A 16,845-nucleotide genomic window follows, 5' to 3' on the forward strand; every position below is an offset into this window, starting at 1 on the left:
GGAGTATATAGAGATGACTAGACAAACAACACCTTTGATGATAGGGCCCATTATATTTGGGGCGCTCATGCTCCCTGTCCCATATTTTTCTTTTGCATACCTTTGGTTAACAATGATTCTTCTAATCCCTGCGTTTTTATTCGCTTTCTATTTGGATCTAACAGGAAAAAATAGGTCGGATAAATTAAGAGGATACGCGGGGTATTTCTCGTTGCTACTTTTATCGATCTTTTTTGGATTGCCAGGGTTTAAATTATATGCAGAATATCCGATCCTTCAAATTTTAATTCTCGTTTTATACGTAGTTGTTCTAGCAATAACGACGAAATTCAATATAGTTATGAAAGATATTGTTCTTGGTAAACGTGATGAGCTACGGAGATATACATTTGTTTACTATGGAATTGCTGTCTTCATTGTTCTTGCAGGTGGTGGTGGATATTTTAAGGCAGCGGAGATTTTCTCTTCGTTCTTTGGACACAATGCAACAATGTCGTATTTTTCATTTCTTCTATTGATGTTTTCTTACTGGTTAGGTGTACTTGCACAAAGTTCTATTGGTGTCTTTACGAAATTTAAATAAAGTGAATAAAGGATGTTGAAGATGAGGGCAATGCTTACAACGCTTGGGATATCTATCCTTACGATGCTCCTTGTTAGTTTTATTGGGCTTATATTTATAGAAGATGTGTTAATTCTATCAATCATCATCTTTATGGTTACTTATACAATGAATGGAATTATTTCTGCAATAGTGAGTAAAGAATATCCGATCTTTCTCTCTTATATGACATCTTTGGTATTAGTTGTAATCAATTTGTTTTTTTCTTTATTTGTCATAGGAATGAATATGTTTGTGAATCCAGATATAGTTTTTTATTCATTGCTTAGTGGAGCTAGCATTTCAATAATTGGAGCTTTCGGTTACAAGCGGTGGGTTTCGAGAATGGGAATGAATCGTCATGTTTAAGGAAGTTCTATATTTTTATAATCAAGGATTATTAAAAATTATTGGATTTACATTGATCCTAGTATTACCTCTAGAAGTATTTTTTTATGGATGGATATTTTATACTAGCTCTCTCGATTTAGGAAGTATTGAAACGGTTCTAATCCTCTATATTCATATTTTGATGTTTATTGTTACACAAAAGCCGTTTATGCTCCTCTATCATCATCTCAAAATCAATGAGGATTTTAGCATACTAGAGATGTTTCAGGCATTTTTGAAATCATTTGGTTTTATCTTATTTGCTGGAATCCTTGTCTTCATTATTTCCTATTTGGGGACAATGCTCTTTATCTTACCAGGCTTAATGGCATTAACATTTGCCTTTTTCTTACCGTTTTATAAGGATACTACCTATTCGATGAAACAGGAGGTTGTGAGAGCGCTGAAATTTTATCGGAGTCACTTTATCACAATCCATTCGGATATTCTCTTATGGGTATCGGTTCATGTTTTAATATGGGCTGTGTTTATTAATGGAGTGGCGGTCTTTGAGCTTACGATGATCACTTATTCAGTTTTAAGAATCCTCATTAATTTATTCTTATTTCCATTAATCTATTTTTATCTTACTGAGAAATATCAAGAACTTTAAAACTAGGTGATGATATGAACGTAGTTTCGTTTAAAAAAACGAATGTTTTTCTTGTTGTACTCTTGAGTAATCTAACTTTAGGCTTATACATTCCCTATTGGTTTATTGCTCGAAAAAAAGCTTTTAATGAATGGAATCAGAATCAAATAAATTTTACGGCACTTAATGCTCTATTTATTGTTTATTTGTTTTTATTATTCTATAACTTGTTAGGTTTTGCTTTCTTAACCGATTATGGTAAATCCATTTTTGACAGCATTGATTTAATTCTTACTTCTTTTGGGCTAGGAATCATGTATTTTTCTGTATTTAGAGCAAAGGAAGTGATTGAAGATGGCGTGGGAGAAGAGTTTAACTTTTGGTTACTTCTATTCTTTCATATTTGGTATCTTCAATACAAAATTAATCGATTAGATTTTCATAGAGAGCAAACCCCCCTAGAAGTTTCGAGGTGATCTGATTGAGAAAGTTAAACAATGAACGAGGAGCAATAAGTATTGAATTCCTCGGGATCTTACCATTTTTCTTTCTATTCTTCCTCCTTTTATGGCAGGTAGTAGGGACAGGGTATGCCGTGTTTACTGCAAAAACAGCTGTGAACGATGCTGCGAAGGTATACGCGACAACAAATGATGAGTGGAAGGCGATTGAGGCAGCAAAAGATTCAATCGGATCTAGCCCTGTATTAGAATATAAGGATTTGAAAATCCCTGAATACTCCTCCGCTACTGGAAAGTTTAAGTTAGTATTATACACAAACCATAGAATTGAGTTCATTCCTGAAAAGTGGAGAGATTTCTCAACAATCGAATTTGAACAAGAGGTGTATGGAAAGGTGCTAAATACACCATGAGTTATTTAAGGAATGAAAAAGGAAATGCAGCTATTTTCCTCCTATGGTTACTAGGAATCTTCACGATGGTTTTCCTTATAAGTATAAATATCGTGAAGGTCTATATCGTCAAAGAGCATGCGAGCCTGTCGGTTGATCAAGCTGCCTTGGCAGGAACGGCTGCAATAATTGAGCGAACGAAGAAAGCTGTAGAGGACTTTGATGAAAAGGAAACGTTAGATCCTTTGTATATAGCAGACCGGGCATCACAAAGAGCCGCTTCTCTTGGAAAGAGTGTAGGACAGTTAATAGAAGAGAAGAAGAATGAATATCTCAATAGTGGCATGGATGAAGCTGACGCGTATATAAAAGCAGTCAATAAAATCCTCCCTAATCATATTCATGCTCATCCATTCTTAAAAAAAGAAATGAGATCTAACCTTGGATTATCAAGCTCAGATGCTAAGTACATCTATTCACCTGCTGTATTAGATGTGATTGCAAACAATCAAGGGAGAACGGAAGATACAGAACCGGTTCTCTCCACTTCAGAATGGCGAATAGAGGTTAAGTCAACAGTTAGATTTGAATCTATAACTGACAATAAATTCATCTCAAAATTTATTAGTGACATTCCCCAAAAAGGATATGGACCAAAGCTCAGCTACCTAGAGGCTGTATATACAGGGACGATTGTGCTTCCAACACCATAGCTAGTATATATGTATGACGATATAGTCATTGGTGCGGACAAGAAAGTGAGAGAAGGAGACTGCAGAGTCCGAAGTGAAATGTAGTTCGGACAGAAAAACGGCAAATGGAGGAATGGGAGTCAGAAGAGGAGTGTAGTTCGGACAGAAAACAGGAAATCGAGGAATCAGAGTCTAAATCGATTACCGTTACTGGTTGCCAAAAGAAATAATACAAGTGTCAACGTCCGAACAAATATAGGTTCATCAATGTGAATATAGGAGAGAGGCTGGGACAAAAGTAATTCAGTCAATGATCTATCCGAACTATCAGGAGTTATCTCCTTTTACTAGTTCGGGTATTTTTGTTTGTTCGGAAAACAACTTGTTAAAAAGAATGGAGCGGAATACACTCGACTATTAAGGGAAATAGAGGAAAGGTTGAGACATCAAAGCGCAATGGATCCAACTTGTTATTACAACCTAACTATTTTAATAAAGTCATTGTTCGTCTTAGAGAAAGAGTCATTTCGTTATATACCAGCCTCTTTTTGGAGTGTGAAAAATCCTGTGGCATTATAAAGCTGTTCTTAATTGACAGGATTTTAATAAGAAACAGCGAATAGTGTAAATGCGTGGAAATCACAGAATAGAAAGTAAATACATAATATTAGGAGGAACCTATGCTACGAGATGATATGAATCCAACCATTGAGAGGATTTTACTAAATATTGAGCAAGTGATGATTGGGAAAAGGGATGTTGCGGAGTTAAGTCTGGTTGCGTTATTAGCAGGTGGACATGTTCTGCTTGAAGATGTTCCAGGTGTTGGGAAAACGATGATGGTGAGAGCATTAGCAAAGTCGGTTAGTGCAAAATTTAGACGGATTCAATTTACACCGGATCTCTTGCCTTCGGATGTAACGGGAGTGTCGATCTACAACCCTAAGGAAATGGAGTTCCAATTCCGCCCAGGACCAATTATGGGAAATATTATTCTCGCTGATGAAATTAATCGAACTTCACCAAAAACCCAATCAGCTTTATTAGAAGGAATGGAAGAAAGTAGTGTAACGATTGATGGAGTTACCCACATCTTGGAGAAACCCTTCTTTGTTATGGCTACACAGAATCCAATCGAATACGAAGGCACATATCCATTGCCAGAGGCACAGCTCGATCGTTTTTTATTGAAAATGAAAATGGGTTATCCGGAGATAGAAGAAGAGATGGAAGTGTTGAAACGAGCTCAAAGGATACCGCCTATTGAGGAGCTTGAGGCTGTTGTTGATCTAGAAGAATTACGTCATTTGCAGCAACAAATGAAGGAAGTAACTGTTGACGATACGATAAAGCGCTATATTGTAGATATTTCTAGTCGTACTCGTTCTTTTAGCAGTGTGTACTTAGGGGCAAGCCCACGTGGATCCATTTCATTAATGAAGGCGGCTCAAGCATATGCCTTTATGTATGGCAGGGACTATGTCATTCCAGATGATATTCAATATTTAGCTCCATATGTTTTAGCTCACCGAATTATTTTGAAGTCAGAAGCTAAGTTCGAAGGAATCACTTCAGAGGAAATTATTAAACGTGTGCTTTCGAGAGTACCTGTTCCTGTTCAAAAGGTCGTGAGATAAGATGAAACGCTTTTTTCAACTGATGAAAGGGGTATGGAAGCTAATCGTTTTGTTCGTCTTAATTTTGATTACCTTCTCCTATGCAATGTTTCAAGGAGGCTTTGTAAGCTGGTTTTTATTTTATAGCTTTCTTCCGTTTGCCTTGTATGCATTGGCACTAGCTTTCTATTCTCTAAAAGGGTTCAAGGCCACTCGTATTATAGGAAAAGCTGAATTTAATGCAGGTGAAGGGGTCGGAGTTGATATCCTTATTGAACGTTCGTCATCCTTCCCTTTATTTTTCTTAGTAGTAGAAGATTGTTTGCATGAATCCCTCGCCTTATCTAAACGTGTGAAAAAGCCGAAAGCATTCTTGTTTCCTGCCTTTCACAAGGTTGTTTCATTTCAATATCAGTTAGCGGACCTGCCAAGGGGGGAGCATAGCTTTGAAAAGGTAAGGTTAAAGGTAGGAGATCCACTAGGTTTGATTGAGAAGGAAACTCTTCTTCTATTTGAAAATAAAATCATCGTGTATCCTGCGTATGAAGAGCTTATTTATCGACCGTTCCAAAATCAATATGATCAAGGAATGACAGCATCAAGAGAGAGAGTGCAGAGGGATACAACCATGGCAATCGGCCTACGGGAGTATCAGCCTGGGGATCGCTTCTCATGGATCAATTGGAAAGCCACAGCGAAGCGTAATGATATTATGACGAAAGAATTTGAACAGAGACAATCTCATGATGTACAAATAATTATGGATGGTTTTGAGAATAAACGATTTGAGACGGTAGTCTCATTTACGGCTTCAATTGTCAGAGGGATATTGAAAAAAGGGGCTCAAGTGGGATTGATGTCAACTGGACTTGAGCGAGCATCCTTCCCAATTCGAGGGGGAGAAGCACAGCAGCTGCAGCTTTTCTTTCACCTAGCCAAGGTGAAACATCAAGGTACATTTAAGCTGGAAAAAATGATTGAAGCAGAAAGACTTCTTATTCAGCAAAATGCTTCCATCATCATCATATCGGCTGATATGACGAAGGGACTCATTGAAAAATTAAGCTACTTCTCCCAACGTAAAGGCTCTGTAATACTATTCCTTATTAAAAATGAAAAGGAAGCTGTTTCACCTGAAGAGATTGCATTAAAATCATCAGCAAGTGCCCGTGGGATTAAAGTGGTGATGGTGAACAAAGGACATTTTTCGGATGCCTTTTCGGAGGTGAGTTAATGGAACAGAAAAGAACAAGAGATTTGCCCACCCTATTCCTTTATGTATTTAGCTTTTTTCTGCTGTGGGAATGGTTGCGACCGGTAGAACTTTTAACAGATACATCCTATATCGGGGTCTTTCTGATTTTTTTAAGCGGATCTTTGTTGTTGTTTTTTCTTAAGGTTCACGCAATTTTGCGGATGTTTCTAAAGAGTCTATTTATCTTATACGCGCTACATTATTTGTATTTCGAAGGATCTTTTTTTCAATTGAGTTGGATATCTCTTTTGGTCGCTAATTTTCAAGAAAGTATTGGACTCATTTTTGCTCAAGAATGGGAAAGTATTAGCAACCTATTTCGAAGTTTTCTCTTTTTTATCCTATTATGGCTTATGACCTACTTAATGGAATATTGGCTAATTAATAGGCGGAAGATCTTTCTCTTTTTCTTTATGACGTTAATTTATATTACTGTATTGGATACCTTTACCCCATATGAAGCAGATGTAGCAATAATAAGGACTGTAGCTATAGGGTTTGCTGTTATGGGGATGCTGACTTTCTATCGCATCATTGAACAAGAACGACTGAAACAAGAATTCGCTTCTTCCCGTAAGTGGATGGTGCCATTAGCTGTCATGATTGGCCTCAGCGTTGTGGTGGGAGTTAGTGCACCAAAGGCAGATCCCATCTGGCCAGATCCTGTTCCTTTTATTAAGTCTTTTAATAAAGACAGTGGAGGGGATGGAGGTAGCACGACTCAGATGGTTGGGTACGGTACGGATGATTCCAGCTTAGGAGGACCGTTCGTTGGAAATGACCAGGTCGTTTATCGAACAGAGGTGGAGTCTAGGCAGTATTGGAAGGTGGAAACAAAGGATGTCTACACAGGTAAAGGCTGGATCGAATCAGGCAGAGCTGATAAAATTCAATTCGCAGAAGGAATGCCTGTTCCGCTTGAAACGGTTAGGAATCAAGAAGAAATTGAGTATGTAGAGGAATACAGTAAAATCTATACTTACAAAAACTATCAGCATGTGGTGTATCCGAATGGTGTAAAGCAAATAGAAGCACCTATTGGAACTTCATTTGAATTGGATCCGATGAAAGAAAAGATCTACTCCTTCACACTTGATCATACATCTCTTATTGCACTTGATGAATACTCAGTTGTTTATGATGTGCCAAAATATAATGTATCAGCTCTAAAATCAGCTTTGAGTGGCGACCTAAGCTTAAGTGCTGATTTTATAAGACGGTATACCCAATTGCCAGCGGAGCTTCCAGATAGAGTTAGTGAGCTCGCACTTGAAATTACGAAAGATAAGGATAATTGGTATGATCAAGCAAAAGAAATTGAGAACTATTTCAACCGGAATGATTATTCGTACGATCAACAGAATGTAGCTGTACCAGGTGAGGAAGATGATTATGTAGATCAGTTTTTATTCGACTCTAAGCGCGGTTATTGTGATAATTTCTCCACCTCGATGGTTGTCCTTCTTAGGTCAGTTGGGATTCCTTCTCGGTGGGTTAAGGGTTACACAGAAGGAGAATATAAGCAGCTAGCTGATTCGGGTAAAAAGGTATATGAAATTACTAATAATAATGCTCACTCTTGGGTAGAGGTATATTTCCCTAGTATTGGTTGGGTAGCGTTTGAACCAACTCAAGGCTTCTCAAATAATGTGCTGATTAACTATGATACAGCCAGTGATTCTACTAGCGAACAGACTCAACCAGAAGAGAAACCAGAGCAAGATTTAAGGGAAGAGACAGAAATCCCAGCCCAGTCTGATGAGACTATCTCATTTCAAACAATGTGGAAATCGATTAAACAATTTATTGTTAAATCGTGGAAATGGCTCGTGCTTATCTTGCTAAGTATTTCTTTGGCGAGTTTTATCTTATATCAAAAAAGATCTAGCTGGGTTCCATACGTCTTAATATTCTTCTTTAAGAATAAACAGAAGGACGATCATTTTGTTAAAGCATATTTGTATCTGTTAAAACAGCTCGAGTGGTTTGGGTTAAGAAGAAAGGACGATCAAACCTTAAGAGACTACGCGCAATATGTAGACAAGTTCTTCTCATCAAAGGAAATGGGGAAATTAACAGCTGCCTACGAGAGATATTTATACAAAGGACAGCTTCAAGAAGGGACTTGGAACGACACAAAAGAATTGTGGGAAAATTTAATAAAAAGGACAATAGCTTGACCATAAATCCGACATGTTGTTACAATGTTCTAAAATATTATCATTTAGTACCTTCATATATCCTCGATAATACGGTTCGAGAGTCTCTACCAGATCACCATAAATGATTTGACTATGAAGGCAGGTCTAATTTTAAAAAAAGCTATTTTCTATTTTTTAAAACTAGAATTCTGCCTTCAATTTTTATTTGAAGGGGAATTCTAGTTTTTTTGTTTTCTGAGCATAATGTTTTAGAGACATCATATTTTTAAGGATGAGGTGGCCAGTTTGACAGGAAAAGCAGAGCTTCAAAACCAAGAAATGATCGTAGTACTAGATTTCGGCAGTCAATACAATCAATTAATTACAAGAAGAATTCGTGAGCTTGGTGTCTATAGCGAGTTACACCCACACACCATTACAGCAGAGGAAATTAAAGAAATGAACCCAAAGGGAATTATATTCTCCGGTGGACCAAATAGTGTGTATGGGGAAAATGCTTTTAAATGTGATGAAGCGATTTTTGAATTAGGGCTACCAATATTCGGGATTTGTTATGGTATGCAATTAATGACAATGCATTTTAACGGAAAGGTTGAGGGAGCAACACATCGTGAGTATGGGAAAGCAACTATTCAGGTGCAAAACCCATCCAAGCTATTTGGTGATCTCCCAGCAGAGCAAGTGGTGTGGATGAGCCATGGAGACCTTGTAGTACAAGCTCCAGAAGGATTTACTGTAGATGCTACAAACCCATCATGTCCAATTGCTGCTATGAGTGATGAAAGCCGCAGTCTTTATGCCGTTCAATTCCACCCTGAAGTACGTCACTCTGTATACGGAAATGACATGCTTAAGAACTTTGTATTTGATGTTTGTCAATGTAAAGGCAACTGGTCCATGGAAAACTTCATCGAAATTGAAATGGAAAAGATTCGTCAAACAGTAGGTGATAAAAAGGTTCTATGTGCTCTTAGTGGAGGAGTAGATTCATCTGTTGTTGCCGTGCTGATACACAAAGCAATTGGTGATCAATTAACTTGTATTTTTGTAGACCATGGTCTCCTTCGTAAAAATGAAGCAGACAGTGTTATGAAGACTTTTTCTGAAGGATTCAATATGAATGTAATAAAGGTAGATGCAAAAGAGCGATTCTTATCCAAATTAGAAGGAATTAGCGATCCGGAGCAAAAACGTAAAATTATCGGAAATGAATTTATATATGTTTTCGATGATGAGGCAGCAAAGCTTGAAGGAATCGATTATCTTGCGCAAGGTACTTTATATACAGATATTATCGAGAGTGGAACAGCAACTGCTCAAACTATTAAGTCTCACCACAATGTAGGTGGACTACCAGAAGATATGCAATTCCAATTAATCGAGCCGTTAAACACGTTGTTTAAAGATGAGGTGCGTGCTCTAGGTTCAGAGCTTGGAATTCCAGATGAGGTTGTATGGAGACAGCCATTCCCTGGTCCTGGATTAGGAATTCGTGTATTGGGTGCTATCACAGAAGATAAGCTTGAAATCGTCAGAGAATCTGATGCTATCCTTCGTGAAGAAATTAAAAAAGCTGGCTTAGACCGCGACATTTGGCAATACTTCACAGTACTTCCTGATATCCGAAGTGTAGGGGTAATGGGAGATGCACGTACGTATGATTATACAATAGGTATTCGTGCTGTAACTTCAATTGATGGGATGACATCTGATTGGGCAAGAATCCCTTGGGATGTGCTTGAAAAGATCTCAACTAGAATTGTTAATGAAGTAAATCATATTAATCGAGTTGTTTACGATATAACAAGCAAGCCGCCTGCGACGATCGAGTGGGAGTAAGCAACTAAAATGATTTGAAATGAACAAGCCTATTTTACAGCGTTTCATGTATTCTAAAACTGTAAAATAGGTTTGTTTTTATATAGTTCCCCCCCATTTTTCCCCCAAAGACATTTTCATTTCCGGAAAATAACGAAATAAATAGTGCTTGTTGTTTATTTATAACGAAAATATTAAAATATAGACATAAATAAATGATCTTACTGATAATATGGCTTTAAGGAGAGATATTAAAATGACTGAAGTACAAAATGAGCGAAACAAACGTTTTAAAAACCTAGCTGAAAAGCGAACTCAAAAAATCTTAGATACATTAGATTTGATTGCAAATCTATCTGTGAGAAATAATTATGACTATTCAGAAGAAGAGGTTAATGAAATGTTCGGTGCGATAGAAAATAAAACTTCGGAAGTGAAAAAACTTTTTGTAAAACAAAAAGCTGAAAAAACAGAGTTTAAGTTTTCTGATAAATGATTCTTGAATAGTAGCTATTAGAACTTATAAATGCTGAAGAATTTTTAAATATATTTATAAACCTGAATTATTCATACATGCACATTAGACTAGAAAATGAAACCAAGATGCTATTTTGATGTACGGCTGACATTAATTTTGTAGGTGTTTCCTGAATTATGATAAAACCTTACTAACCAGCCTCAAAATTTTAGTGTTTTTGGGCATACTACCCCCTTGGTCTAAAAGTAGGCTTTTTAAATAGTTTGATAATGGGCAGATTTATTCTAGCTTTAGCTGTTGAATTCGCTGTAGCACTTTCCAAAAGAATTCTTGGTACACAAAACTAGAGGACAATTTATAGTATAGTGATCTGCCTGATCTCACTAATTTACTGGCAACCTTTATCAGTCTTGTTCGAATGGTTTCGATTTGTATGCTTTGTTGTCCTTCCGGAAAGCAAAGTGTACGTAGCCAATTGGTTAGGTTGTATGCCAACAGACTCAACATCATCCTAGATTCATTCACTTGGAAAGAGTGGCTATTCATTTTATCTAAACCAAAGCCATTCTTTGCTTCCTTAATATAGTTTTCCATCGTGCCTCTTTTCTTGTACGCACTGACAATATCCTTTGGAGAAAATGCGTCTATCAAGTTAGTCACAAAGAACAAATGAGTGAAGAATAATTCGCCCGCAGGGCGAACGGATTGGATGATCACTTTTCTAGGTTTAGACCATGATTTTGCTTGATACTCGGTTTCCTCATAATAACACTCTGTTCGTGTTGTATCAGATGGCGCAGAAGCAGGGTGTAGTTCATCAGCGAGACGTTGCAAATTGGCATTTGACTTTAAACGAATGACATAAGATACCGACTCATCTTCACATAACTCATACAAAGCTGGGACAGCAAAACCACTTTCCCCACGTAAGAATGGGATAGTCTCTGGGAATTTTTCATTATAATGCTCGATAAGAGGTTTGACAAATTCCACGACATTGGTGGAAGTATAGACATTTCCCGGTCTTAGTTGGACTTTTAGAAAATCACCTGTTATGCCATCAAAAGCAACCAATGGATGGAAACCAACTGTTCCGTAATGGGAATTGTAAGATGCAGATTCTTGTTGTCCATACGTATCGGCATGCGTTGAATCCAAGTCGATGATAAGTGCCTTTGAATCTCTAATTTGATGTACTTTGTCTAGAAGTTCTTGATTAGCTTGATTTAGTTGCACAATAGATTCGTGATCAAACCGTGCAAAAAAACGAGATAAACTTGGTTGAGAAGCTAACGCTTCAGTTCCAATGATTTGTGTGAACACGGGATCATTCGTTAATTGATCAGCTGCATCATCTTCGGAATATCCAGCGATAATCTGATAAATCTTTTGACGAAGCATATTTTCATTTGAGTGAAAATAATAAAGCCTTTCGTCTTTTAGTTGTAGATATTTAGTTAATGTTTCTGAGAACCCGATTTTCTCATCGAATTCTCTAAAAACGAATTCTCCCGTATCAGAAGAAAGGGAGCCTCCATCATTTGATAATTTAATCTGACGATTGAAATTTAGGGTTAATTGCGGTAAAGTAGCCATTATAAGAATCCTTTCTGGTGGTTATTTCGTAGATGTTTTAACCTTATCAGAAATGGATTCTTTTTTCATTTATTTGATGAATGACTAAATTAGCTGGATTACCTGATAAATAAGCATTTACAAGGTTATCAGTAAGTTACTGTGAATAATTCAGGATAAACATATTGTCCTAAGCTTATCTGAAAAAGATAAACTCTTTAAGATTGAAGAACAAAAATAAAGGATTGTACATACCAGTCATGGCTGATATGTACAATCCTTTATTTTTGTTTGTATTTATAATGATAACTGGTATATTGATTATATATGAAATAAATAATTAATTATTTATTATTAATATTGATATAAAAATATATAAATGATAATATAATTATGTAATATATATTAAGGAGACGGGAGAGAAGTTAGGAGTTAAATGAAATAATATTAGGAGGAATGAAAATGACAATAAACGATATAAACTTTCTGGGGTTTTATAGAAAATGTGATTTGTTAGGGAGTAATTCATGGGAAAGTTTTATCAATTACAAATTATTAAATGCCGAGAAATTGAAGTTTGATTGTGATAGTTCTAAAGAAGCAAAAGCAATGCTGAAGGATATTTTTGGTGAGTCTCAATATACTGATACACTCATTAGTCCTCAAAGTTTTGTAACACTATATATGCGGTACTATCATTCAGACTTGTTAGAGTATAACGAGAGATACAAGAAATATATAGTGCCAGACATCGCTGGATTGAAAAAACAAATGGTTAGTGAGGGCGTATGTGAAATTATTAAAACGATTAACAATCAGTCAGTATGGGCATATTTCTCTAAAGTAAATGATATTCAAGTACATGAAAGAATACTTGAATTTTTAAATGCAGTATATACCTTACCTAACTTCAGTAGTGTATGTTTTGGTTTTAATATAGGTAGGGTCGCCAAAACCCAAGATAACTTTTTGGTTGCTCTCTATCATATTTACAACTACTTTAAAAAACGAGAAATGGGAACTCGGAATTTAAGTCCTCGTGCTGAATTATCAAAATTTTTAAGTCAGAATAGATTTAGGAGCAATGTGTCTTCAACTCAAGAGGAAGTTGTTAATGAGGTACAAAAGTGGCTAGATGAATACTCAAGCTTTTCAGCTTTTATTGAGAAATACTATTTGCAAGATTTTCTGGAAGATCCCAATAAACCTAATTCTAAGCCTAAACAACTATGGGAAGGTATTTTTGACGGAAATCTACAGCCATCTAAGCTAGAATTTTTCACAAGTATAGATTTCTTAACAAAAGCAATAAGGTCCAGGGGCAATAGAATTGATGCAGCTGCTTCTACTTTGAAAATGAGAATTGTATAAGAAAAAATTATGATACTTAGATCATCAAATGTATTGAATTACTTAAGCGATGAGTGGAAAGAGGTTAAATTTCCACAAAAAAACCTTAGCTCCTTAAAATATCTTCTGGGAATGTTCATTACATTACTGAGTGTTTTCTTTTTATTGGTAGCGAATGTTTTACCTTCTTGTACTATATACTTTCTTTAAAATAGCATGAAGAAATGGGGGATTTAGTATGTTGACTTATGATAATTATTTGGAGATAACTGATAGTTTGACTTTTCAAGAAGCAATAGAGATCCATTCGAAGATTCTACAATATGCTAAAACAAAAGATGAAGATTTCCAAGAACTTTTAGAAGATGTTGTTAAAGCAGCGAATAACTATGCGAATGCCCGTGCTAACTGGAGTGTTCAAACAAATGAGGAAAAAAGAAGTGTTGATGAAGCAAGGACTCTCCGGCACAATGATTTTATGGCCACGTTGAATATTCTATCAAGATATATGAAAAACCAAGGATGGAACTCTGAGTGGATTAATGAGTTAGGAACAATAGAAAATGATCGGAAACGGTTTGGTGATTTTGCCTGTTATATGGTTTGCATTAATTCTCTGAACGCTAGGTAATTTGTTTGCCCACCGAATACCCCACCAAAATATAGGATGGAGGGGAGAAATCTAGACTTTTAAAAGGATTTTGGGTACCGTATATGATCGAGTGGGAGTAAAATAAAAACACGAACAATACAAAAAGCGAACATAAAAATGTTCGCTTTTTGTATTGACGGATTGAATTTTGATTGCTAAAATAAAAGGGAATTAAATATTTGTCGTATTACGTCGTATAATGTTGGGAATAAGGCCCAAAAGTTTCTACCGAGCTACCGTAAATGGCTTGACTACGAGGTAAGTGAGTATAAGGGATTCATGCCATTATTCTTTTTTCTATTAAATCCCCTTTATATTAACACATACCTTTAAATGTCAGCGCTCCGGTATAGCTATGGAGCGTTTTTTTTGTTTTGCTCTAGGTTCTAGAGCGACCATATGAACTAGAGAAATTAGGTATATGGTTATTTATATGGTTCTGTTACTGGTTCTGAAAAAAGACCTAAATGGAACAAAAATATCGGGGGGAAGAAAGAATGAAAAAGTTTTTCGGTTTTGAAGAGCTTGGCACGAACTATCGTCGTGAATTTATCGGGGGTTTAACAACCTTTTTATCAATGGCTTATATTTTAGTTGTTAACCCGCTAACATTATCTCTGCAGTCTATTCCAGACTTACCTGAAGCGATGAGAATGGATTATGGAGCGGTATTTGTTGCTACGGCACTAGCAGCGGCTCTGGGTTCACTATTAATGGGGCTTATAGCCAAATATCCAATAGCTCTAGCTCCTGGTATGGGTTTAAATGCATTCTTTGCATATACAGTTGTATTAACGATGGGGATTCCTTGGGAACAAGCATTAGGAGGCGTACTTGTTTCTGGATTAATCTTTATCGTACTTACTCTTTCGGGTATTCGTGAAAAAATAATTAACTCTATTCCCGCTGAACTAAAATATGCAGTTGGAGCAGGGATTGGCTTATTCATTACTTTTATTGGATTTCAAAATGCAGGAATAATCGTAAATAATGATGCCGTTTTAGTTGGTTTAGGTGATTTGACAGATGGAAATGTTCTCCTTGCAATCTTCGGAATCATCATTACGGTCATTCTGATGACAAAAGGTGTTAAAGGCGGCATATTCTATGGAATGGTAATTACGGCAATTGTCGGTGGGATATTTGGATTAATCGGAAAGCCAAGCGCTGTCGTTGGAGCGATTCCAAGTCTTGAGCCTACTTTTGGAGCTGCATTTGCGGCATTCGGTGATAGTTCATTTTTCTCAACGAAAATGTTGGCTGTTATTTTAACATTCTTATTCGTAGATTTCTTTGATACAGCAGGTACTCTTGTAGCAGTAGCTAATCAAGCTGGATTAATGAAAGACAACAAACTTCCACGTGCAGGGAAAGCATTATTCGCTGATTCATGTGCAACTGTACTTGGTTCAATCTTAGGAACATCGACAACTACTTCTTACATTGAGTCTTCTGCAGGGGTAGCGGCAGGTGCGCGTTCTGGATTTGCTTCAGTCGTAACAGCAGGTTTCTTCTTATTAGCATTATTCTTCTCACCATTACTAGGGGTAATCACACCTCCAGTTACGGCACCAGCATTAATTATTGTCGGTGTATTAATGGTTTCAGCATTAGGAAAAATTGATTGGAATCGCTTTGAAGTTGCCGTCCCAGCTTTCTTAACGATTATTGCAATGCCGTTAACTTACAGCATCGCAACGGGTATTGCGATTGGGTTTATCTTCTATCCGATTACGATGATCATTAAAGGGCGTACAAAAGAGATTCATCCAATTATGTACTTCCTATTCATTGTGTTTGTTCTATACTTTATCTTCTTAAACTAAATGACTGTGGCGAAAGCGTGAAGGGAATCATACAAAATGTATGGTTCCTTTTTTTTTAGGATTGACATCTTTCTTTTTTGTTATATAACATTAAGAGAGAGTGAAAGTCGGATAGTGTCGAAATGAGGATAAGTTATGGCAAATGTACAAATTAAAAAAACATTAAATAATAATGTACTCATTGGTCAACATGCAAACCTCGGAGAAGTAGTGCTCATTGGAAAAGGGATTGGCTTTAGCCGAAAAACTGGTGAGCTCATTGATGAAACAGCTGTTGAGAAGCTGTTTGTGCTTACCAATGAAAAAGAACAGCAAAACTATATAAAGTTATTGCCGTTTCTTGATAATGATCTTCTAGAGGTGATTATCTCTGCAATTGAACTAATAAAGAGACGAACAAAATCAAAATTGAATGAACATATTCATGTTGCCTTAACGGACCACCTTATGTTTGCTGTTACTAGACTATCTAAAGGAATGGAACTAAAAAATCCCTTTCTAATAGAAACAAAGACACTTTATCCACTTGAATTCGAAGTAGCTCGAGAAGTTGTTGAATTAATTGAGTCCAAGACGGGAATTCATTTGCCAGAAGGAGAAATTGGTTTTATCGCACTACATATTCACAGTGCCGTTATGAACAAGAACCTCTCTGAAGTAAATCAGCACTCTCAGCTTGTTACTCATTTACTTGATCTCGTAGAGGAGCAATTCAAGATAAAGATAGATAAAGAAAGCATTGACTACATGCGTTTAGTTCGGCATCTCCGTTTTACCATTGAACGGGTCAATCGAAATGAAAAAGTTGAAGAGCCAGAAAAAATCGCAGATCTATTGAAGGAAGAATACCCTTTATGTTATAATCTTTCTTGGAAGCTCATTAAGGTAATGCAGCAAACATTAAAGAAACCAGTTTTTGATGCAGAGGCAGTGTATTTAACGATGCATCTGCAAAGGCTTCAAAAGAAAATCAAATAAATGCTAT

At 36.4% G+C, this 16,845-nt stretch carries 16 protein-coding genes and 2 riboswitches; of the genes, 15 read left to right on the plus strand and 1 reads right to left on the minus strand.

The genetic code is table 11. From position 1 onward, the window contains the following. Positions 1-13 precede the first annotated feature (13 nt). From LS684_RS02125 to LS684_RS02175, 11 genes are all read left to right on the plus strand, one after another. Positions 14-583: a hypothetical protein gene (locus tag LS684_RS02125; RefSeq protein WP_233809493.1), complete on the plus strand. Its 570-nt coding sequence runs from the start codon at positions 14-16 to the stop codon at positions 581-583. A gap of 21 nt (positions 584-604) precedes the next feature. After that, complete coding sequence (locus LS684_RS02130) at positions 605-970, plus strand: hypothetical protein (protein ID WP_233809495.1); 366 nt, start codon at positions 605-607, stop codon at positions 968-970. Further along, entirely contained in the window at positions 963-1,604 is a 642-nt protein-coding gene (locus LS684_RS02135) for a hypothetical protein (protein WP_233809497.1), read from the plus strand. The genes LS684_RS02130 and LS684_RS02135 overlap by 8 nt, the downstream gene beginning before the upstream one ends. A gap of 14 nt (positions 1,605-1,618) precedes the next feature. After that, the gene (locus LS684_RS02140; protein ID WP_233809499.1) at positions 1,619-2,059 is read left to right on the plus strand and encodes a hypothetical protein; all 441 of its coding nucleotides are present in this window, start codon (positions 1,619-1,621) and stop codon (positions 2,057-2,059) included. A 5-nt stretch (positions 2,060-2,064) separates the two neighbouring features. After that, on the plus strand, positions 2,065-2,457 hold the full coding sequence (locus LS684_RS02145) for a pilus assembly protein (protein WP_233809500.1): 393 nt from the start codon (positions 2,065-2,067) through the stop codon (positions 2,455-2,457). Next, a complete protein-coding gene (locus LS684_RS02150; protein WP_233809502.1) occupies positions 2,454-3,149 on the plus strand; it encodes a TadE/TadG family type IV pilus assembly protein in 696 nt (231 codons plus the stop codon). Before LS684_RS02145 ends, LS684_RS02150 begins: the two co-directional genes overlap by 4 nt. Before the next feature lie 659 nt (positions 3,150-3,808). Further along, a complete protein-coding gene (locus LS684_RS02155; RefSeq protein WP_233809504.1) occupies positions 3,809-4,765 on the plus strand; it encodes an AAA family ATPase in 957 nt (318 codons plus the stop codon). Position 4,766: 1 nt separating this feature from the next. After that, complete coding sequence (locus LS684_RS02160; protein WP_233809506.1) at positions 4,767-5,978, plus strand: DUF58 domain-containing protein; 1,212 nt, start codon at positions 4,767-4,769, stop codon at positions 5,976-5,978. Next, positions 5,978-8,179, plus strand: coding sequence for a transglutaminase TgpA family protein (locus tag LS684_RS02165; RefSeq protein ID WP_233809508.1), 2,202 nt, complete (start codon positions 5,978-5,980; stop codon positions 8,177-8,179). The genes LS684_RS02160 and LS684_RS02165 overlap by 1 nt, the downstream gene beginning before the upstream one ends. Before the next feature lie 33 nt (positions 8,180-8,212). Further along, positions 8,213-8,314, plus strand: a riboswitch (purine riboswitch). A 132-nt stretch (positions 8,315-8,446) separates the two neighbouring features. Further along, entirely contained in the window at positions 8,447-10,000 is a 1,554-nt protein-coding gene (guaA, locus tag LS684_RS02170; RefSeq protein ID WP_284701576.1) for a glutamine-hydrolyzing GMP synthase, read from the plus strand. 235 nt (positions 10,001-10,235) lie between these two features. Next, positions 10,236-10,475, plus strand: coding sequence for a hypothetical protein (locus LS684_RS02175; protein ID WP_233809510.1), 240 nt, complete (start codon positions 10,236-10,238; stop codon positions 10,473-10,475). Between the two features lie 261 nt (positions 10,476-10,736). On the opposite strand, the gene LS684_RS02180 is transcribed toward LS684_RS02175, so the two are convergent. Then, the gene (locus LS684_RS02180) at positions 10,737-12,053 is read right to left on the minus strand and encodes an IS1380 family transposase (RefSeq protein ID WP_233809512.1); all 1,317 of its coding nucleotides are present in this window, start codon (positions 12,051-12,053) and stop codon (positions 10,737-10,739) included. A gap of 441 nt (positions 12,054-12,494) precedes the next feature. Here LS684_RS02180 and LS684_RS02185 point away from each other — a divergent pair, with 441 nt between their 5' ends. The 4 genes from LS684_RS02185 (at position 12,495) to glcT (ending at position 16,838) form a co-directional block, all read left to right on the plus strand. Continuing rightward, positions 12,495-13,403 carry a hypothetical protein gene (locus tag LS684_RS02185; protein WP_233809514.1) on the plus strand — a complete coding sequence of 303 codons (909 nt, stop codon included), beginning with the start codon at positions 12,495-12,497 and terminating at the stop codon, positions 13,401-13,403. A 217-nt stretch (positions 13,404-13,620) separates the two neighbouring features. Further along, positions 13,621-14,013 carry a hypothetical protein gene (locus tag LS684_RS02190; protein WP_233809516.1) on the plus strand — a complete coding sequence of 131 codons (393 nt, stop codon included), beginning with the start codon at positions 13,621-13,623 and terminating at the stop codon, positions 14,011-14,013. Positions 14,014-14,206: 193 nt separating this feature from the next. Beyond that, a riboswitch (purine riboswitch) is annotated at positions 14,207-14,308 on the plus strand. Between the two features lie 223 nt (positions 14,309-14,531). Continuing rightward, entirely contained in the window at positions 14,532-15,860 is a 1,329-nt protein-coding gene (locus tag LS684_RS02195) for an NCS2 family permease (protein WP_233809518.1), read from the plus strand. 135 nt (positions 15,861-15,995) lie between these two features. Then, positions 15,996-16,838, plus strand: coding sequence for a glucose PTS transporter transcription antiterminator GlcT (glcT, locus tag LS684_RS02200; RefSeq protein WP_233809520.1), 843 nt, complete (start codon positions 15,996-15,998; stop codon positions 16,836-16,838). The last annotated feature ends 7 nt before the right edge of the window (positions 16,839-16,845 follow it).

Source organism: Cytobacillus spongiae (assembly GCF_021390075.1).